Origin of the sequence: Streptomyces sp. NPDC001508 (assembly GCF_040298665.1) — a bacterium.
Classification (GTDB): domain Bacteria; phylum Actinomycetota; class Actinomycetes; order Streptomycetales; family Streptomycetaceae; genus Streptomyces.
Genome location: NZ_JBEPAP010000106.1, coordinates 1 through 17,027, shown reverse-complemented (window position 1 = coordinate 17,027; position 17,027 = coordinate 1). Strand labels below are relative to the sequence as shown.

Genomic DNA, 17,027 nt, shown 5'->3' with positions numbered 1-17,027 from the left:
GCGAACCGCCCTGCGTCGGGGTTCTTGGAGTCACGGACGGCAACGAGTGCGTTGAGGTCGGCGACTTCTACGCAGTCGCCGCCGGTGTTGCCGCTGTACGACGACTTGCGCCACGCGACCGTGCCGAGCGCGGCGCACTCGACGCATTGGCCGCCGGTGTTGCCGCTATGGCTGGACTTGCGCCACGTCATGCTGCTGAGTTGTTGGGCGTTCTCCATAGCGTTCCTCCAACACGTGGGGTCGCTCTAGGTCACTTCAGGTCGCGCAGGAAGGCGGTCCATGCCTCCGGCGCGACGGCGAACCGTCCCGCCTCATGGTTCTTGGAGTCCCGGACGGCAACGAGAGCGGTGAGATCGGCGACCTCGACGCAGTCGCCACCGTTGCTGCTGCTGTAGCTGGACTTACGCCACGTCGCGCTTTTCAGCTGCTGGCTAGTCTCCATAGCAGTCCTCCATCACGTGGGTGATCAGCTCTGCCGAGTCCCGAACCGAGAGCGCGGCAGCCTGCAAATGATCGTAGTAGAGCCAACCGTCGCTGACACCATGCGGATTGGCCGTCATGTGCCCCTGGATGAAGTCCTCGGTGTAGACGATGTCCGGGTGGTCGTTGAAGCGCAAGAGGTTGAAGGCGCCTGGCAGCCCCGGGTGTTCACCGGCCGAGTATGGCAACACCTGAACCTTAACCCGGCGTTGAGTGCCGACGCTCAACAGGTGCGTGAGTTGTTCCCGCATCACCTCCCGTCCACCCATCGGCCGGTACAGCACTGCCTCGTCCAGTACCACCCACAGCAACGGCGGCTGCTCCTTCTGCAGGAGACGCTGCCGCTCCAGTCGAGCGGCGACCAACTCGTCGAGGTGCCCTGGCTCGGGTGCTCCTAGTACTGCACGGGCGTACTTCTCGGTCTGCAGCAGCCCGTATACGACCTGCGCCTGAAACGTGGAGATGTTCGTCGCCTCTGACTCCATCGCCGCGTACGGCTGAAACCACGTAGGCAACTGGCTCCGCAAGACCAGCCCCACCAACCGCGTGAAGCACCCGTCGGTCATGAGGGCCGCGTCGACCCGTTCGGCGAACTCTCTCGTCGGTACCTTGAGCGTGGTCTCGATCTGGCCGATCAGTGAACCCGTGCAGAAGACGATCCCGCCGAGTTCCTTCTGCGTCAGCCCCGCTTCCTCCCGTTTTCGGTGCAGTTCGTAGCCGAAGTAGTCCAACGGCGATGCGCTCGGGTCGAGTTCACGGATGTGCACCATGTAGCAGAGCGTAACCGAACCATTCCGTTCAGGTGGGAGGAATCAGAAAACCGACCTACGCTTGCGACCGTACTTCTGCGGGCCGACATGGACGCGCTGCCCGTACAGGAGGAGACCGGACTCCCGTACACATCCCCGAGGTCGGGCCCGCACTGAACGGGCGGCGTCTGGTCGAACTGGTGGCGGCGGGCACGGTGCCGCCCGGCGGGGACCGGATCCTGTGGGCGCTGCTCCGGGCGCGGCGGACCGCCATCATGGCGTTCCCAGTCGCCCCGAAGGCGTAGGGCGTACGTCGGCCCCGGCCGGACGCCGATTCGGCCGGGGCCGTGGTCGAGCTTCAGAGCGTCAGGTCACTGGGCGGGCTGGCCGCTTCCCGGGCACATCTCGCGGCTGCCCTGCGCCTGGTGCGGGGCGGTCGGCTCGCCGGGGTTCGCGCTGCCGTAGGCGCCGCACACGGGGCAACTGGCTTCGCAGCGGCCGGGGTCTACACGCATGAGCAGGTCTCCCTCGATCGTCGGGATGGTGCTGATGTGTGGTGCTGGTGGTGCACTCCCCGGTGCCGCCGGTGCCGCCGGTGCCGCCGGTGCCGCCGGTGCGGCCGGAGAGGTCTCAGATGCGCCGGATGAAAGCCCTGGCGCCGTTGTGGAAGAAGACGGTCACGCCCTCGCGGCCGCTGCTGCCCTCGCGGGCCGACCAGCGTTCGATCTTCGCGATCTTCGGGGACTCGGCGCGGCCGATGACTGCGGCCAGCCACTCCTCGCCCCCGTCCTGCACGGTGGTGTCCGTCCACGCGGCGGGCTGGCCGTCGATCTCGGCGGTGGGGGTGTCGTGCTTCTCGCCGTCCGCGAGCTGGTGGTTGAACTGCCAGCGGGTCTCCTTGGACCCGACGGTCACGACGATCCCGCGGGGGTGCGTGGTGTCGCCGGCCTCGGCGAGGGTCTGGACGCGGCTTACGCCCGGCGTGTTCTTGACGCAGTCCATGGCGAATGGAACGAATGTGTCGTTGCGCATGACGGTCCTCTCCGTGCGAAGCGGCCAGTCTAGGCACTCGCGCACCGCCCGCTTCAGGGGTCTTGTCGGCCCCGGCCGGGCCGGCGTCCGGCCGGGGCCTGGTGCCGCCCGCAGGCCAGGGGCGGGCGGCGTCTCAGGATGCCGGCGCGAGGGCACGCAAGGCGCGTGCGTCGGGGCAGTAGTCCCGGTGCGTGCAGCGCGGGCACACAGTCACGTGGATCGCATGCACGCGCGCGGCCTCCCGCTGAGCGCACGGCAGGCACGCGTGCGGGAACCAGCGGTCCAGGTGCCCCTCGGCCACGCGCAGCCGCGGACCCAGCGGTATCTCGGACGGCCGTGCGCACCACGGGCAGGCGGTGCCGTCGAGCTGCGCGGCCGTGAACTCCCGGCGGGGCATGGGCAGCATCTCGACCGCGCTGGCGAAGCCGGGGTTCACCGGTCCGTGAGCGGGACCAGGCCGTACAGGTCGCGGCACGGGCCGCAGGCGAACAGGCTCACTCCGGGCCCGGAGCCCTGCTCGATCGCGCTGATCAGCCGGATGCCTTCGGCGACGCCCTTGTGCCACGTGCACCAGCCATGGGCGGTGGGCTTGTCGGGGGTGGCCTCGGTCTGCGTAGTCTCTGCCATGTCGACGCTCCTCAGCGGCGTTGACCGTGCCCCGGGAGGCCCGCCGCCTCGCCGGGGTTTCGTCGTACCCGCCGACGCTAGGAGCGTGCACATGGCCACCGCCAGCGATGTGCAGATCTGCTCACGGCTCTCTTCTGACTGGTGGCTTGACTGCTTTGCGCCCTTGACCGGTTAGGCCGAAGAGATGACCGTGTTGCACACAACTGCACAACTCATCGACGGAGGCAGCCGTGGCGCTACTGTTCATCGGCATCGACCCCAACACCGGGGACAAGCAGAGCCCCACCGTGTGGGTCGACCAGGAGAAGAAAGAGTTCGTCTTCCAGGGCTGGGAGCCAGGGCCCGAACTGGAGGCGGAATGCGCGGCGTTCGAGGTGCCGGGCCACGCGCAGGGAATCCCCAAGGGCGAGGCAGTGGTCCGTATCCCCGCCAGGATGGTGCACATGATCAGGGAGGCGTGCAATGTCGTCGAGCGTTCCGACCTTCGATGAGCTGATCGCGGGCTGCACGCGCTCAGCCGTTCACCTCGAAATGCGGGACTCCTATGCCGTCGACTACGAAGAGGGCCCGTTCGCCGACTGGAAGAACGGCTTCCGTCACGACCCGGCGGACCGCGCCTCTTGGTGGCGGCCGTGGCTCGACCTCATCCAGGAAACCGTGGCACGAGGCGTCGTCGTGCGCCGGGCGCGCATCGTCTCGGAGCCGGTGAGCGAGTACACGCGCTTCCTGTACGACGGCACCTTCACCAACGTTGCAGCGGGCGAGCAGGTGCGGTGGCTGCCGCGGCGCCGAGCATCCGGCATCGCCCTGCCGGGCAACGACTTCTGGCTCTTCGACGAGCACTGGACCCACTGGAACCATTTCGCCGGCGATGGGGCGTGGACCGGCGAGGAGATCAGCGACGACTCAGCCGCGGCCAAGCTGTGCGCCGAGGCGTTCGAGGCCGTGTGGTCCCACGCCATCCCGCACGAGCAGTACGAGATCCACTGACAGCACGCACCGGATAGGCCAGCTCACATGCCCATCTCTCCGTCCTCGTCTGCCCAGGCCGCGCGCGAAGTCGTCGCGTTGCGGCTGCGCGACCTCCGCAAGAGTGCCGGGCTGACGGTCGTGGAGCTGGCCGACCGGTGCGGCTGGCACCACTCGAAGACGTCCCGCGTCGAGAACGCCATCACCGCCCCATCCGCCAAGGACATACGGGCCTGGGCCGCGGCCTGTGGGGTCGCCGACCAGGCGGAGGACCTGGTCACCCAGTCGCTGAACGCGGAGTCCATGTACAGCGAGTGGCGGCACCAGGTGCGGCGCGGGATGAAGCAGCTGCAAGACAGCGTCGTCCAGTTCTTCCACGAGACCCGGCTGTTCCGGATCTACTCCTCGACGATGGTCCCTGGCCTCCTGCAGACGGAGGGCTACGCGGCCGCCCTGCTGAGCAGCATCGCCGACTTCCGTGGCATCCCCGTCAACGACGGCGCCGAGGCCGCCGCCGCCCGCGTCGAACGCTCCCGAGTCATCCACGAACCAGGGCACCGGTTCGTCATGCTCATCGAGGAGGCCATCTTGTACTCCCAGCTGGGCGACGAGGACGCCATGGCCGCCCAGCTCGGCTACCTGCTGACCGCCGGCGCGTTGCCGCAGGTGTCGCTGGGCATCATCCCGATGGCGACTCCGGCGCGCCCCCAGTGGCCTATCGAGACGTTCCACATGTACGACGACAGCCTTGTGTCGGTGGAATTCCTGTCGGCGGAAGTCAACATCACGCAGCCGTCGGAGATCGCCCTCTACCTGAAGGCGTTCGAGCAGTTGCGCAGCATGGCCGTGTACGGAGCCGACGCGCGCGCCCTGGTCCTCAACGCGATTGAAGCCCTCTGACCCCTGAACGCACGAAAGCGGCCCGCCCTCCCGGAGGAGAGCGGGCCGCGATGGCGTTCAGCGGAGCAGGTACTGGGCGAGGACACCGCCGACCGTGCCGAGGACGGCCGCGCCGCCCATCGCTCGCCACACCGTGTGCTCCGTGGAACTGGATGAGGTGCGAGGCCTCTTTGATTGTCTCGGTGTAGCCCTCGACCGTGACCCGCACCGACGAGGCCGGTGCCTGGGACGGCATCGAGGTGACGGAGAAATAGGAGCTGATGTCGGCGTCCAGGACTCCGCACAGCTGGGCATCGTGTACGCCTCGACGGGCACTTCGCGCAGTTCCGAGCCGGGGATCCTCGACCTCGCCGACGCCACCGACGACCTTGCCGAGGTGATCGTCCTGCCGTGACCGCCGCGGGCCGGAGGGCAGGGCTCAGCGGCCCAGCACCACCGTCCCCGACGAGCAGAACCAGCCCCCGGTCCCGGACGCCAGCCCGAGCCGGGGCAATCGGCCGGCCGGGGAGCGCACCTGCCGTTCCCCGGCCTCGCCGCGCAGCTGCCGTACCGCCTCCACCAGCAGGAACAGCCCGCGCATGCCCGGATGTTGGGCCGACAGACCGCCGCCGTCGGTGTTCACCGGCAGCTGCCCGCCCCGCACCAGCAGCCGCCCCTGCTCCACGAACGCCCCGCCCTCCCCCTTACCGCAGAACCCCAGGTCCTCCAGCGTCACCAGCGTCATATAGGTGAACGCGTCGTAGATCTCGGCGAAGTCGATCTCCTCGGGGCGCACGCCCGCCCGTTCGAAGGCGAGGCGCCCGCTGACCGCCGCCGGGGACACCGTGAAGTCCGGCCACTCGGACAGGGCGGCGTGCGAGACATGCTCGCCGGTGCCGAGCACCCAGACGGGGGCGCTGCGGCAGTCCCGCGCCACCTCCTCGGACACAAGGAGCACGGCCGCGCCCCCGTCGGAGCGGATGCAGCAGTGCAGCCGGGTGAACGGGTCGGCGATCATCGGTCCTGACAGGACGTCGTCGACCGTGATCGGGTCGCGGAACATCGCCTGTGGGTTCAGGGCCGCGTTGGCCCTCGCCTGCACCGCGACCTGGGCCAACTGCTCGATGGTCGTACCGTGTTGGATCATGTGGCGGCGGGCGGCCATCGCGTACTTGGCGATCAGGGTGTGGCCGTAGGGCACCTCGAACTGGAGCGGGCCGGCGCGGCCGAAGGACAGGTTGCCCGTGCGCCGCCCCGCTTTGATGTCCGCGCGGGCCGTCGAGCCGTAGACCAGCAGTACGGCACGCGCGTGGCCCGCCGCTATCGCGTCGGCCGCGTGCGCGGCCATGACCTCCCAGGTCGAGCCGCCGACCGAGGTGGAGTCGACCCAGGTGGGGCGCAGGCCCAGATACTCCGCGACCTCCGCCGGTGCAAGCGTGCCCAGTCCCGCCGAGGCGAAGCCGTCCACGACACGGCGGTCGAGGCCGGCGTCCGCCAGGGCGCGGCGGGCGGCCTGCGCGTGCAGGGCGTAAGGGGTCGTGTCGTGCACCCGGCCGCAGTCCGAGAGCGCCGCCCCGACCACCGCCGCCCGCGTCCCGCCGCCAGATGCCATAGAACTGACGGTACATCAGATAGGGCGGCGGCCGGCAGGTGTCGAGACCCTGGGCATTCGGCTCCGCGCCGCCTAACATGACGGGCCGTCAGATCCGGAGGGAAGAGCCATGGACGCACGTCTCACCGCCGAACAGGACGAGATGCGGCGCACCCTGCGCGCCCTGCTCCGCGACCGCTGCGGCCCGTACGACCTGCGCGCCGCCCTCGACACCCCCGCGGGACACGACCCCGCCCTGTGGCGCGCCCTCGCCGACCGGCTCGGCCTGCCCGGACTCGCCCTCCCCGAGGCGTACGGCGGTGTCGGCTGCACGGCCACCGAACTCGCCCTCGCCTGTGAGGAGACGGGCCGGGCCCTCGCCCCCTCGCCGCTCCTCGCCACCACCGTGCTGGTCGCGCCGCTGGTCCTCGCCCTCGGCACCGACGCCCAGCGCGCCCGTCTGCTGCCCCGCCTCGCCTCCGGTGAGCTGACCGCCGCCCTCGCCGTACCCGGCACCGCGCTCGCCACCGCGCTCGCCCTGACCGGCGACAACGGCGGCGACTGGGCGGGCGGGGGCCGCGCGGGCGGGGTACAGGCCCGGCGAACGGACGGCGGTTGGCGGCTGTACGGGGAGGTCCGGCAGGTACTGGACGGGCACAGCGCCGGGCTGCTGCTGGTCGCCGCCCACACCGGGGGGTTCGCCCGCTCGCGGACCCGGCTCTTCCTGGTGGCGGGGGACGCGGCCGGGACGGCCCGCGGGCGGCAGACGGTGCTCGACGCCACCCGGCCGCAGGGGTGGGTGCAACTGCGGGACGCGGCGGCCGAATTGCTCGGCGGAGGCGACGGACGCGGCGGAGACGAGGACGAGAGGGATGTGCTCGGCGCGCTCGGCGCGGCCGGGGACGCGGCCGCCGCGGTGCTGGCCGCCGAGGCCGTCGGGGCCGCCGACCGGGCGCTGGAGCGGACGGTCGGCCACGTGAGGCAACGCGAGCAGTTCGGGCGGCCGATCGGCTCCTTCCAGGCCGTGAAACACCGGCTGGCCGACGTGTACGTACAGGTCCAGGCGGCCCGCTCGGCGGCCTACTACGCGGCCTGGGCGACCGTCCACGGGGAGCGGACGGGCGGGCTCGCGCTCGCGCAGGCGCTGGAGGCGCTGCGGACCGCCGCGGGCGAGGCGATCCAGTTGCACGGCGGGATCGGGTTCACCTGGGAACACGAGGCCCATCTCTATTTCAAGCGGGCGGCGGGCGACGAACTGCTCCTCGGCCCGACACACCGACTGCGCGGCCGCGCGGCCGACGACGCGGGGGTGTTCTCGCACGCGGAGACGACGGCTGGCTCCCCCTGGCGCAACGGGGGCCCGCGGTGACCCGGGGTTCGGCGTGCGAGGTGCGGTGTGTGGCACCGTTGTGACTGGTCACGCCGGCACGGCGGAGCGCATGCCGATACGGCCCCGCGCCCCTTCGGGGCGCTGCCGTGGCCGTGGGTCAGCGCCCGCGGACTCATCCGCAGCAAGGGCACCGCTCGGTTCACACGGCGCGGTACACCGCTCGCGATGCTGAGCACCGAGCGGCTGGTCTGCAAGATGAGATGACACGGCGGGCTCAGCACGGGCGTCGCCGGGCCGACGCTGGAGAGGCGCCGACGCCGTACGCCGCGAAGCCGGAATCTCCGTATACCAGCCGTGCTACAGCGGAGTTCTCGCATCCCGATCAGTCTCCGGAGGCCGCTCCGGACACGCCAATGATGTAGAGGACGGACCGGTCAGACTTTCCCGGATGACGAGTCGACTGGTCCGCAATGCACCGTCGATCTGGGCCCGGACCTCCGGAGGGAGGACGCCGGATTGCAGAGCACAGACGCCCAGCAGGCCGAGGCAGCCCTTCGCCTCCGCCTCAGTGGCCAGCTCTCTGGACAGTGGGTGCGAGAGGGCATCACGGGCGGCGTATCCGTCATTCGACTCAAGCGCTCGGCGGTGCAGGTCAGCGACCACTTGCCGTGCGGCCGGATCTTCGGGTGAGTCGATCAGGTCGAGTACGACGAGACCGAGCCGGGCACGGAACGCTGCCAGGCCCTCCAGAGCCGGGTAGTCGAGATACGCCGTGACGAGGCCCTGAAGGGCACGCTGCCACGGTCGCCCGGTGACGCGGTGACACAAAGCCGTCAGGCAGCCCGCAACCATGGCTTCCTCCGGCTCTCCCGGCTTTGTCCCCCTCAGCATGTGATCGGCGTGGGTGGCGTCACCGTGTGCGAGAGCAGCGAGGACGGCGACTTGGCGGCCGTCGAGCATTCGTTGCGCAAGGCCACGGTGTTGCTGAATGTGATTGAGGGCATCGTCCCAGCGGCCGGCGCTCGTGAGCGCGCGTGTTCCGTCGGCGAGGAGGACCGCCCACAGCCAGGCGCGCACCTTCTTGTGGCCGGCTACCGTCGCCACGAGGTTCGCGGGGACGGAAATGCTCTCGATCCGCGCGGGCTTGTCGTGGGTGATGCTGTCGAACAGGGTCAGGAGGAGTTGGCGCCCCGTTTCTGGACGCCCGGCACGAAGCTGGAGGCGTGCCAGGTTGACCGCCGGTTCGAGGGCGCGCACGGCCGCCTCCGGGGACAAGGGTGTGGCGCACAGGTAGGCGGCAGCGTGTCTTGTGCACATGGTGCGGGCGACATCGGGGAGTCCCATGTCCGAGGCGATCAGCGCGGCCTGATTGAAGACCGTGGAGGCCATGCTTGGGTCGTTCTGCTTCTGAGCGGTGTCCGCGAGGTCGGCCAACGCCTGGACGCGCTGAGGCAGGGGGAGGCAGGCAGGGCGGGGGCGAGCGACGAGCGGGAACCGCTGCGCGACGCTGTCACGGAGTTTCCACACGGTCCGCATTGCTCCTCTCCGTGGCCGGGTCCGGGCCGAAGATGACGGTCCTCGCGGCTGCCGTGAGGGTGGCCTGTGTGTCGTGGGGAAGGCCGAGTCGGTTCCAGCCGAAGATCACATGATGAGCGAGGACATTTCTTAGCCCGCGTCGGAGTTGGCCGTTCTCGTTGAGGCGGGCCAGGTCGTGCCCTGCATCGGTGTAGGCCGAGACCCATCCGGTGGCCGCTGCCAGAGGACCGCCGGGCTGTATCGCGTACTTGGGGTCCACGGAGAGCAAGCGGCGAACGGCGGTGGGCAACTTGGCGTTCCTGTTCTGCTCGGAGCCCGGCGGCAGAGCGCGGTGGGCGGCGACGCGTGCCCAGACGTCGCCCTGCTCGTACCAATCGAGCCGGGCGGCCCGCATCATGAGGCTGAACAGCATCATGGAGGTCTCGCGTCGGTGACGGGCGGCGTCACCGCGGAGGAGGTCCAGGAGATTGCGGCTGTCGCGGTGGAAGAAGCGGTGGGCGCAGTCCATGGACTGAGCGCCGCCGAAGGCGTACACCTCGGGCTCGTAGATGATCTCCGTCCACCCTGTGAGCTGTCCGGCTGAGACCAGCTCATCGAGACGCTGGTCTACGGGGTTCTGCGCGCCGGTGACAGGTATGTAGCGGATGCGCCAGCAGGGATTCTTGCGGATGATGAACCATGTGGTGATGGCGCCGACGGCCTCTGCGGTACGGAGGAGTGGGGCAAGCTCGGTGACGGCGGTGGTCTCGGCGCGCTCCCAGTCCGGGAACGCCACGTTGACCTGGCGCCAGACGCGTTGGGTCATGAAGTGGTCCTCCGTGAGGTTCAGGCCAAGGCGAGGAAGGTGTCCCAGTGGGGAGCGGCCGCGTGGTTCGTGCCGAGGGTGTGCAGGGCGAGTGCCGCGCCGGCGGCTCCGTCGAGGAGTTCCGGGTCGTGACCGTCCTGTTCGAGTGTCGCGATCAGCCGCTCGGCGAGGTGCGGTAGCTCTGCGGCGATCTCGGGGTTGTCGGTTTCAGCTGTCATTCGCCACGCCGCGTGCAGGAGTCCGGCCATGCCGTGGCACAGCCCGATCTCGGGGAGCTTGGCCTGCTGGTGCGGGTCGCGCAGGGCATCGAGGATCGCGTTCTCTGCCAGTCGCACGCGGGTCGCGTCTCCGAGAGCGAGACCGGCCAGCTGCTGGGCACGGGCGGTGCCGCCGACTCCGTAGCACCAGGAAGGCCGGGGGCGGAGTTCGGCGTGAACGTGTTGGTCGGCCGCTTGCTGCGCGCTGATCTGGCCCGGCCACCAGGGATGAGTGTCGTTGCCCTGCCGAAAGCGGTCGGTCCAGGCACAGATCCGTTCGATGGCATCGGCCAGGCCGGGCAGGGTCACTTTGTAGATCAGGGCCTGTGAGAGTACGGACAAAGCAGCGCTGATGCCGTGGGCAAGCCCGAAGTTACCGTGTCCGCCTGGGTAGTCAGGGTGGAGCGCCCCGGTGGGGGCGACGTTCATCCACCAGGGCGGCAGTCCGGTCGGGTCGGGCAGGGGTTCGGTCAGCCGCACCAGGTAGACCAGGATCTCGCGGGTGATCTCGTGGTGAAGATGGCGGCTGAGGTGATAGGCGCCGAGACCGGAGAGGCCTTGGATCAGGTCGAACTCCTCCATCGGTGGGCGTTCGGCGCGGTCGATGCGCTGGTGGGCGGCGGCGAGCCGGGCTCTGGTGACGGTAAGGGTGGCCGCGTCCAGGCGCTCCAGGAGCCGCAAGTATCGGGTTGACGCGCTCGCCGCGCGGTGCGTGATGAACGCGAGGGCGGGAGCACCGAAGTACAGGTTCGCGTTGGCCGCAGCGCTGATGTCGCCGTCCAGGGCCGCGGCCAGCCATGCGTGCGCGATCTCCCAGGAACCGCGGCCGGCACGAGCCCGTTCGATGTGCAGAAGGGCGATGCCTGAAGCGCCTCCGGCGAGCGACTGGGGCCAGGCCCGGCCACCGCCGGGTCGGCCGTTCGGCCACGCGGTGCCCGGGTCGGCCAAGGCATGGGCCACCTTGTCGGCGGTCGACAGCACGGCGGGAACAGAGGCTGTCGTGGTCACGGTGTTCTCCTTGCTCGTGCCGTCCAACTCAGGGCTGCGGCCCTGGCCAGGTGCAGGTGTGCGCGCTCCTTCGGCAGATCGGGGCCTTGCATCCGTACGTGGTGCAGATGCAGAAGGTCGGGCAGCAGATCGCCGGGGTTCGCGTCCGTCTCCGCGAGTACGCGGGCGTAGTCGGCCAGTGCTGTCCGCCGCGCGTCCCATGCGGTGACGGTTCGTTGGTCCAAACCGGCGGGGTGTATGTGCACCAGGTCGACGGCCTGTCGGTAGACGGCGCGGGGAGGGGCGGTCGAGTCGGTTCGGGTGTGTTCGATGAGCCAGTGCATCGCCGCGGCGCGGTCGCCCAACAGGCCGGCGACGATGTCCACCATGCTGGCGGCGGTCACCGCACGGGCGTCTGGTGCGTTCTTCGCTCCTGCGGCGGCGAGTTGGCCCAGCGCGGCGGCGGAGTCGGCCGCGAAGTACGCCTCTGCCGCATCGATCGCTGCGGGGCCGCCGAACCGTGCGGTCTCCGGATGGTAGGTTTCCAAGCCGGCGTGTGTGATCAGCCCACGGCGGTGAAGCTGCTCGGTCCACTCGCCGATGCGCTCGAAGGCCGCACCGAGGGTTCGCGGTGCGCAGGTCAGGCGAAGGCGAAGGTGGTCGTCGGGGTGGGGATAGCGGACGAACCAGCAGCGGGAGTCGCCCAGGTCGCTGAGCAGGGGCGGCAGGTGGCGGGTCAGGATGGGGTCTTGCCGGTCTCGGCGTCCGTGGAGCTGGAGACAGAGACGGTTTCCGCTGCCGGGTAGCTCCCCGTGCTCACGGGCCACGACGTGGGGTGTTGTCGTACGCACGGGAGCGCGGTTCTGCTCTGCGATCAGGGGAATCACGGCTTCGTGGGCACGGCCGCCGATCCACCCCAGCGCCTTGGGCCCTGGGGCAGGGTGCAGGGTCGCCCTGCCGCCGTTGTCGAGGTGGGAGCGGAGCAGGGCCCGGTGGGAGGGCTCGGCCAGGTCCAGGGCAATGCGCTGGTCGGCCTCGCTCAGGTACACGTGCTGGGGAAGATGCACGTCGCTGCACCACCGCGTCAGGACTTCGTCCCACTCCGGCCACGGTGCCGAGGCGTCGGGCAGGTCGTCACGGTCGAGGAGCCAGCGAGCCGGGGACAGGATCGTGCGGCCGTAGCGCAGCGCGGGCAGGAACGGAAGGTTCGAGGCAGCCGTGCCCCACAGGAACCCGGTGCAGGGCACGGCGAGCGCGACCGGTGCCTCCGCCAGAAACCGCGTGAGCGGATGGGAGTGCAGCCCGAGGTCCACGGCGTTGAGCAACAGCGTGTGCACCGGCCGGCGATGGGAGAGCGAGACGAGGTGGAGCTGTTCGGCGTCGGCGGTGACGGCCAGGTCCGTCACCGGTATCAAGCGGGTATCCGGGCTCTGCTGTTCGCCCAGCGAGATCACCAGATCGGTCGCCTGTGGGGCGCGTGCGACGTTTTCCGCACGAACGGATAGAGGGGGAGCACTGATCTGGGTCACGAGCGCGTCGCGGTGCACTCCCGGAAGCCCGGCGTACACGCCGGTCATACGACGCCGGTCATCGTCGCACAGCAGGTCGAGAAAGCGACCGGTGGTGGCCCCGGCCGAACGCGCCACGCCGACGACATGCAACGTGAACTCACCCCGCTGGAGCGCGGCGGCGTCAACGGCCTGGATGCGTACGGTCACCTCGGTGCTGGGCTGGACCGGGCGGCCGGGTTCGGTGGTGGCCAGGTCTTCCAGCGCGGCGTCTTCGAGCACAACCTCAGTACGGCCTTGGACGGCGGCGGCGTGGGCGAGCTTGATGAGGCGGCCGTCCCGATCGGGCAGTGGGGAGAGCGCCGGCGCAGTGCCGGCGCCGAGGTAGCCGGGCGGGTACCCCAGCGTGTCGATGGCGTCCAGGACGGGGACGATCGCCCGCGGCCCGTACCGGTCGAGGAACCGGGCGTGCCATTCGGTCCAGCCGGTCGGTGCGGAGCGGGGCGCGAGTCGGGTGAGGGCCCTCGCTGCCGTGGCCACCTCGTGGGCCACCACGTCCGGGATGGTCAGGTCCCAGTCCAGGCGAAGGCCGATCACGGGCCGGCGAGTTTCGCCCAGCTCGCTCTTCTCGGCAGCGGACAGGTGATGTGCGTGGTCGTTGAGGCCGGTGAGCGGGTCGGGCGTCGTCATCGCGGGCCGCAGGCTGGTGAGCAGGACCCGTTGCTGGACCAGGCCCGCGAGGAGCTTGTCCATCGCCGCGGGCGGGGCGTCGGGGAAGTCGACGGCGAGCTTCGCCACGAGGTCGCTCCACTGGATCGGGCTCCGTGCGCCGTTCAGGGCTCCGCGCACGGGCGCAGTCAGGCGTATCCGTACGTGCTCGGGGCCGACATCGCGTTTCCCGCTGGCCCGATGCTCGATCACCACGTGATCGTCGTGTTCGACGGCGAGGTTGGAAGTGAGCAACTTCAAGTGGGGTTGTAGTGCGGGGTGCTGCTCGAAGCGGTCGGCCAGCATCGTGGCCTGTGCGGCGTCCGCTCTGGCGGTGGTGCGGTGCGCGCGGCCGATGCGCACCACGGGTGGCCCCTGTTCGCGCGGCTGCAACCCCGGCGAACAGACCGAACGGCGTGGCTCGTGTGCGGGCGCGCAGCAGGTAGCGCAGAACGGCGAGCACGGTACGGCGCACGGTGGCCTCCGGCAGCGGGCGGCCGGCGCAGACCTGTTCGACTCGGCCCGCAAGGTCGGGACTGGCGGCCATGACGGCAGTGGCGAACTCGGAGCCGGCCCAGATCTGCTGTAGCCACGTTCGCCACGATGCTGCGTTCGCAGCGGCGCTCACGAGGTCGGGCCAGTCGATCTGCTGGTCAGGGTGGCCCGCAGCGCCCCGGATCAGCGCCGCATCGGCATGGCGGTACATGTGCCTCTCCTGTGGCCGTGCGGTGTCCGGTCGCGCCCTGGGCCGGACGCGACCGGGCACCGCGAACAATGCGGTCGGCCCTACGGGCAGCTCACGCACGCCGTGGCGCACGTGGAGTTGCAGCCGTCGCTCGTCAGGCGGACCAGCTGGTCTGCGGCGGGGCCACCTTCGACGATGGTGATGTCGAGGTCCCAGTCCGCCGACTCACCGGCCGGCGTCAGGGCGGCGCCCGGCTGCACAGGTGCCGGCGGGCGCTCCATCTGTACGGTCATGTATGCCTCCTTGGGGCAGTTGACGGATGGTGCACGGCCTAGGCCCAGGTCGCCGTGACGATGCCGTGGCGGCGCAGCACGGCGTCCTCGGGCAAGGGGGTGGGTGCGGGGCCCGGCAGGTAGCGGAACATCGCGGCTCCCCGTCGACGGTGGTTCTGCGCCCAGTGGCGCAGCAGGTCCGCGTACTGGTCGGCGAGTGCTTCGGCCTGCGGGCCGTGGGCGATCACGCCGCTCTCGAAGCCGCCGGTGCCGGTGTTCTCGCGGCGGGTGCGGTAGGCGAGGCTGTCCCGGCTCACCAGGGCAGGCACCCCCTTGAGAGCAGATGCTTCGACAAGCCCGCTGTCAACGACGTCCTGAGCGGCGTGGAGACGGGCCGGGCTCTGGAGCTTGAGCGTGAGGAACAGATCCAGCTCGTCGGGCAGGTCGTACGCAGCACCAGACCAGCGCTCCAGCCTGGGCATGCCGAGGGCCGCATTGAGCCCCTGGGGCTCCAGGGGCACCCGTACGTCGTCGGTCTGCAGAGCAATGCCCTCCCGCAGCATCACCTTGCGCTCGTCGGCAGCGCCCTCGCCCTGCATGGGCACGAAGTGGGCCAGGCCGTAGGAGCGGCTGATCAGACCGGCACCGTCGCGGTCGAAGGCGATGCTGCGGGTTGTGCCGCACACCGTCAGTGGGACGACGAGCCGGCCTTTCTCCGTGAGTCCGTTGATCCACGACGGAGGGATGTCCCACGCCGCCGCGGTCACCATGATCCGGTCATACGGAGCGCCGTCGGGTACGCCGGCCTCACCGTCGTCGAGGACCGTCTTCACCTGCGCGTACCCGGCGTCGTCGAGGCACTGGCGGGCTCGGTCGATGACGTCTCGGTCGATGTCGACTGTGGTGACCTCTCCCTGGCTGCCCACCAGTTCCTGAAGGTAGGCGGCGTTGACCCCGCCGGACCCGATCTCCAGGACCTTCATACCGGGCTCGACTTCGGCCTGCTCCAGCATGACGGCCTGGAGATGGGCCGCGGACATGACGCTGATGTCCATGCCGTGCTCGTCCTTCTTGACCGGCACGGTGCGGTGCAGGCTGTACGCCAGTTCCGCGGATACGTCCGGTGCGAACTTGTGGCGGGGCACAGCAGCGAAGGCGGCGGCGACGGGCTCGGTCTTGACCCCGTTCTCGTTGCGGAGTGCGCGGACCATGTCCGCACGCAGCGCGTCGGGATCACGAACAGTCGAGTCATCGATAGCAGTCATCCGATTACCTACTTCGGTGGGGAGGGTTGGTGCTTGCGGCGGCCCAACTCGGCTTGCGGTCGGCGAAGACGCTAGCCAGGACGCCACCCCAGTGAGGCGACTACGCGCCGTCGTGGGTGGCAGCGCTCGGAGTCCAACTGAATTGCAGTCCCGAAGAGCGCACGCCGTCGGGGCCGTCACGCTTCGACACACGAAGCGCGCTTGCTCAACTGCGCTCGGTAGCCAATGAGTTGGAGTATGGCCGCCGAATCGCTCCCCATGTAACGCTCACAACGGAAGTGTCCGCATGGACCTTTCGGGCCCCGGTCAGTGCGTAACCCGGAACCCGTTCCGCCGTGTAACGTCCCTTGCGGTCGCGAAGCGCCGGCCGGGACACTGGCCGCACTCGTCCCAGGGGAGCGCCAGCATGACGAACGAGTCGCTACCGGCCGGGCAGAATGGCGAGGTCCAGGGAGGGCCGACAGCACGGCGGCGTCAGCTGGGCTTTCGTCTTCTCGCGCTCAGAAAGGAGCGCGGGCTGTCGGCCGAAGCTGCTGGCCAACGGGCCGGTGTGTCGAAGGCAACGGTCAGCCGATACGAGCAGGCCAAAGGGAACGTTCGCTGGAACCAGGTCAAGCAGCTCTGCGAGGTCTATGCAGCCTCCGCGGAGGAGACGGCCGAGCTGATCGACCTGGCGAAGAACAGCAAGGTCACGGAGGGATGGTGGGTTCCGTACGCCGGAAAGCTCTCGGACCCGATGCGGATACTGCTCCCGCTCGAGAATGAGGCGCAGTCCATCTGGCACGTCTCTATGGGCGTCGTTCCGGGGCTCTTGCAGACCAGGCGATACGCCACAGCGATCAAGGCAACGCCGGGGAACACCCTGGAGCCTGAGAGGGTGACCGAGTTCCTGGATATGAGGATGCAGCGACAGCAGATCCTCGAACGCGAGTCTCCTCCGGCGTACCACGTCGTTCTGGACGAGAGTGTGCTTCGGCGCAGGGTCGGTGGTCCCGACGTCATGGCAGAGCAGCTTGATCTGCTGCTGGACCGTCGTCAGGAGGAGAACATCACCCTTCAGGTGCTGCCGTTCGCGGCAGGCGCCTACAGCGCTGCGCTGACCAGTTTCATCGTCTACGGCGGACCGGATCCCTCACTGGACGTCATCTTCATGGAGAACGCGGTGGGTTCCTTGTTCCTGGAGCAAGAGGACGCACGCAAGGCGTACGGGCACGCTCGCGCCTTCCTGCGCGACGAAGCGCTGGATCCTGATCCTCGATCCACCGCGTGAATTCTGATCAAGGGTGTCGGGCGGGTTCCGGGTGTTTCTGCGGGGTGCGGGCAGCGGCGATCGCCGGGTGTCCGTCC

The 17,027-nt window shown here is 69.7% G+C and carries 19 protein-coding genes and 1 pseudogene; 5 read left to right on the top strand and 15 right to left on the bottom strand.

From position 1 onward, the window contains the following. From ABT245_RS44360 to ABT245_RS44330, 7 genes are all read right to left on the bottom strand, one after another. A partial coding sequence (locus tag ABT245_RS44360; RefSeq protein WP_351746415.1) for a DUF397 domain-containing protein occupies nucleotides 1–218 on the bottom strand: 218 nt, incomplete at its 3' end. 32 nt (nucleotides 219–250) lie between these two features. Further along, entirely contained in the window at nucleotides 251–442 is a 192-nt protein-coding gene (locus ABT245_RS44355; protein WP_351746412.1) for a DUF397 domain-containing protein, read from the bottom strand. Beyond that, nucleotides 432–1,250: a helix-turn-helix domain-containing protein gene (locus ABT245_RS44350; protein ID WP_351746410.1), complete on the bottom strand. Its 819-nt coding sequence runs from the start codon at nucleotides 1,248–1,250 to the stop codon at nucleotides 432–434. The genes ABT245_RS44355 and ABT245_RS44350 overlap by 11 nt, the downstream gene beginning before the upstream one ends. 350 nt (nucleotides 1,251–1,600) lie before the next feature. Beyond that, entirely contained in the window at nucleotides 1,601–1,744 is a 144-nt protein-coding gene (locus ABT245_RS44345) for a hypothetical protein (protein ID WP_351746407.1), read from the bottom strand. Nucleotides 1,745–1,859: 115 nt separating this feature from the next. After that, the gene (locus tag ABT245_RS44340) at nucleotides 1,860–2,261 is read right to left on the bottom strand and encodes a hypothetical protein (protein WP_351746404.1); all 402 of its coding nucleotides are present in this window, start codon (nucleotides 2,259–2,261) and stop codon (nucleotides 1,860–1,862) included. A 133-nt stretch (nucleotides 2,262–2,394) separates the two neighbouring features. After that, on the bottom strand, nucleotides 2,395–2,697 hold the full coding sequence (locus tag ABT245_RS44335) for a hypothetical protein (RefSeq protein WP_351746401.1): 303 nt from the start codon (nucleotides 2,695–2,697) through the stop codon (nucleotides 2,395–2,397). Beyond that, nucleotides 2,694–2,888 (bottom strand): hypothetical protein, encoded by a 195-nt coding sequence (locus ABT245_RS44330; RefSeq protein ID WP_351746398.1) that lies wholly within the window; start codon nucleotides 2,886–2,888, stop codon nucleotides 2,694–2,696. Before ABT245_RS44330 ends, ABT245_RS44335 begins: the two co-directional genes overlap by 4 nt. Before the next feature lie 230 nt (nucleotides 2,889–3,118). On the opposite strand from ABT245_RS44330, the gene ABT245_RS44325 reads away from it, so the two are divergent. From ABT245_RS44325 to ABT245_RS44315, 3 genes are read left to right on the top strand one after another with little or no spacing between them, the layout of a single operon-like run. Continuing rightward, a complete protein-coding gene (locus ABT245_RS44325; RefSeq protein WP_351746396.1) occupies nucleotides 3,119–3,379 on the top strand; it encodes a hypothetical protein in 261 nt (86 codons plus the stop codon). Next, nucleotides 3,351–3,878 carry a DUF6879 family protein gene (locus tag ABT245_RS44320; RefSeq protein WP_351746393.1) on the top strand — a complete coding sequence of 176 codons (528 nt, stop codon included), beginning with the start codon at nucleotides 3,351–3,353 and terminating at the stop codon, nucleotides 3,876–3,878. Before ABT245_RS44325 ends, ABT245_RS44320 begins: the two co-directional genes overlap by 29 nt. Nucleotides 3,879–3,905: 27 nt before the next feature. After that, on the top strand, nucleotides 3,906–4,757 hold the full coding sequence (locus tag ABT245_RS44315; RefSeq protein WP_351746390.1) for a helix-turn-helix domain-containing protein: 852 nt from the start codon (nucleotides 3,906–3,908) through the stop codon (nucleotides 4,755–4,757). Nucleotides 4,758–5,175: 418 nt separating this feature from the next. Here the strand turns inward: ABT245_RS44315 and ABT245_RS44310 are convergent, their stop codons facing one another. Further along, on the bottom strand, nucleotides 5,176–6,348 hold the full coding sequence (locus ABT245_RS44310; protein WP_351746388.1) for a thiolase C-terminal domain-containing protein: 1,173 nt from the start codon (nucleotides 6,346–6,348) through the stop codon (nucleotides 5,176–5,178). Between the two features lie 109 nt (nucleotides 6,349–6,457). Between ABT245_RS44310 and ABT245_RS44305 the strand changes: the two genes are divergently transcribed. Beyond that, on the top strand, nucleotides 6,458–7,696 hold the full coding sequence (locus ABT245_RS44305; RefSeq protein ID WP_351746385.1) for an acyl-CoA dehydrogenase family protein: 1,239 nt from the start codon (nucleotides 6,458–6,460) through the stop codon (nucleotides 7,694–7,696). A gap of 318 nt (nucleotides 7,697–8,014) precedes the next feature. Here the strand turns inward: ABT245_RS44305 and ABT245_RS44300 are convergent, their stop codons facing one another. The 7 genes and pseudogenes from ABT245_RS44300 to fxlM form a co-directional block, all read right to left on the bottom strand. After that, a complete protein-coding gene (locus ABT245_RS44300; RefSeq protein WP_351746382.1) occupies nucleotides 8,015–9,046 on the bottom strand; it encodes a hypothetical protein in 1,032 nt (343 codons plus the stop codon). Nucleotides 9,047–9,167: 121 nt separating this feature from the next. Then, nucleotides 9,168–9,998: a thiopeptide-type bacteriocin biosynthesis protein gene (locus ABT245_RS44295; RefSeq protein ID WP_351746379.1), complete on the bottom strand. Its 831-nt coding sequence runs from the start codon at nucleotides 9,996–9,998 to the stop codon at nucleotides 9,168–9,170. 20 nt (nucleotides 9,999–10,018) lie between these two features. Then, the gene (locus ABT245_RS44290; protein WP_351746376.1) at nucleotides 10,019–11,263 is read right to left on the bottom strand and encodes a lanthionine synthetase C family protein; all 1,245 of its coding nucleotides are present in this window, start codon (nucleotides 11,261–11,263) and stop codon (nucleotides 10,019–10,021) included. Beyond that, nucleotides 11,260–12,069 (bottom strand): thiopeptide-type bacteriocin biosynthesis protein, encoded by an 810-nt coding sequence (locus ABT245_RS44285; RefSeq protein ID WP_351746424.1) that lies wholly within the window; start codon nucleotides 12,067–12,069, stop codon nucleotides 11,260–11,262. The genes ABT245_RS44290 and ABT245_RS44285 overlap by 4 nt, the downstream gene beginning before the upstream one ends. 213 nt (nucleotides 12,070–12,282) lie before the next feature. Further along, nucleotides 12,283–14,005 (bottom strand): annotated as a pseudogene (locus ABT245_RS44280) (lantibiotic dehydratase family protein); the annotation flags it as partial. A gap of 239 nt (nucleotides 14,006–14,244) precedes the next feature. Further along, nucleotides 14,245–14,436, bottom strand: a complete 192-nt coding sequence (locus ABT245_RS44275; protein WP_351746373.1) for an FxLD family lanthipeptide — start codon at nucleotides 14,434–14,436, stop codon at nucleotides 14,245–14,247. A gap of 38 nt (nucleotides 14,437–14,474) precedes the next feature. Next, nucleotides 14,475–15,680 (bottom strand): methyltransferase, FxLD system, encoded by a 1,206-nt coding sequence (fxlM, locus tag ABT245_RS44270; protein ID WP_351746370.1) that lies wholly within the window; start codon nucleotides 15,678–15,680, stop codon nucleotides 14,475–14,477. Nucleotides 15,681–16,086: 406 nt separating this feature from the next. Here fxlM and ABT245_RS44265 point away from each other — a divergent pair, with 406 nt between their 5' ends. After that, a complete protein-coding gene (locus ABT245_RS44265) occupies nucleotides 16,087–16,950 on the top strand; it encodes a helix-turn-helix domain-containing protein (protein WP_351746367.1) in 864 nt (287 codons plus the stop codon). The last annotated feature ends 77 nt before the right edge of the window (nucleotides 16,951–17,027 follow it).

Coding starts and splice junctions, on each gene's coding strand:
- ABT245_RS44355 (WP_351746412.1), bottom strand. CDS start 442: ATGGAGACTAGCCAGCAGCTGAAAAGCGCGACGTGGCGTAAGTCCAGC.
- ABT245_RS44350 (WP_351746410.1), bottom strand. CDS start 1,250: ATGGTGCACATCCGTGAACTCGACCCGAGCGCATCGCCGTTGGACTAC.
- ABT245_RS44345 (WP_351746407.1), bottom strand. CDS start 1,744: ATGCGTGTAGACCCCGGCCGCTGCGAAGCCAGTTGCCCCGTGTGCGGC.
- ABT245_RS44340 (WP_351746404.1), bottom strand. CDS start 2,261: ATGCGCAACGACACATTCGTTCCATTCGCCATGGACTGCGTCAAGAAC.
- ABT245_RS44330 (WP_351746398.1), bottom strand. CDS start 2,888: ATGGCAGAGACTACGCAGACCGAGGCCACCCCCGACAAGCCCACCGCC.
- ABT245_RS44320 (WP_351746393.1), top strand. CDS start 3,351: ATGTCGTCGAGCGTTCCGACCTTCGATGAGCTGATCGCGGGCTGCACG.
- ABT245_RS44315 (WP_351746390.1), top strand. CDS start 3,906: ATGCCCATCTCTCCGTCCTCGTCTGCCCAGGCCGCGCGCGAAGTCGTC.
- ABT245_RS44310 (WP_351746388.1), bottom strand. CDS start 6,348: ATGGCATCTGGCGGCGGGACGCGGGCGGCGGTGGTCGGGGCGGCGCTC.
- ABT245_RS44305 (WP_351746385.1), top strand. CDS start 6,458: ATGGACGCACGTCTCACCGCCGAACAGGACGAGATGCGGCGCACCCTG.
- ABT245_RS44300 (WP_351746382.1), bottom strand. CDS start 9,046: ATGGCCTCCACGGTCTTCAATCAGGCCGCGCTGATCGCCTCGGACATG.
- ABT245_RS44295 (WP_351746379.1), bottom strand. CDS start 9,998: ATGACCCAACGCGTCTGGCGCCAGGTCAACGTGGCGTTCCCGGACTGG.
- ABT245_RS44275 (WP_351746373.1), bottom strand. CDS start 14,436: ATGACCGTACAGATGGAGCGCCCGCCGGCACCTGTGCAGCCGGGCGCC.
- fxlM (WP_351746370.1), bottom strand. CDS start 15,680: ATGACTGCTATCGATGACTCGACTGTTCGTGATCCCGACGCGCTGCGT.
- ABT245_RS44265 (WP_351746367.1), top strand. CDS start 16,087: ATGACGAACGAGTCGCTACCGGCCGGGCAGAATGGCGAGGTCCAGGGA.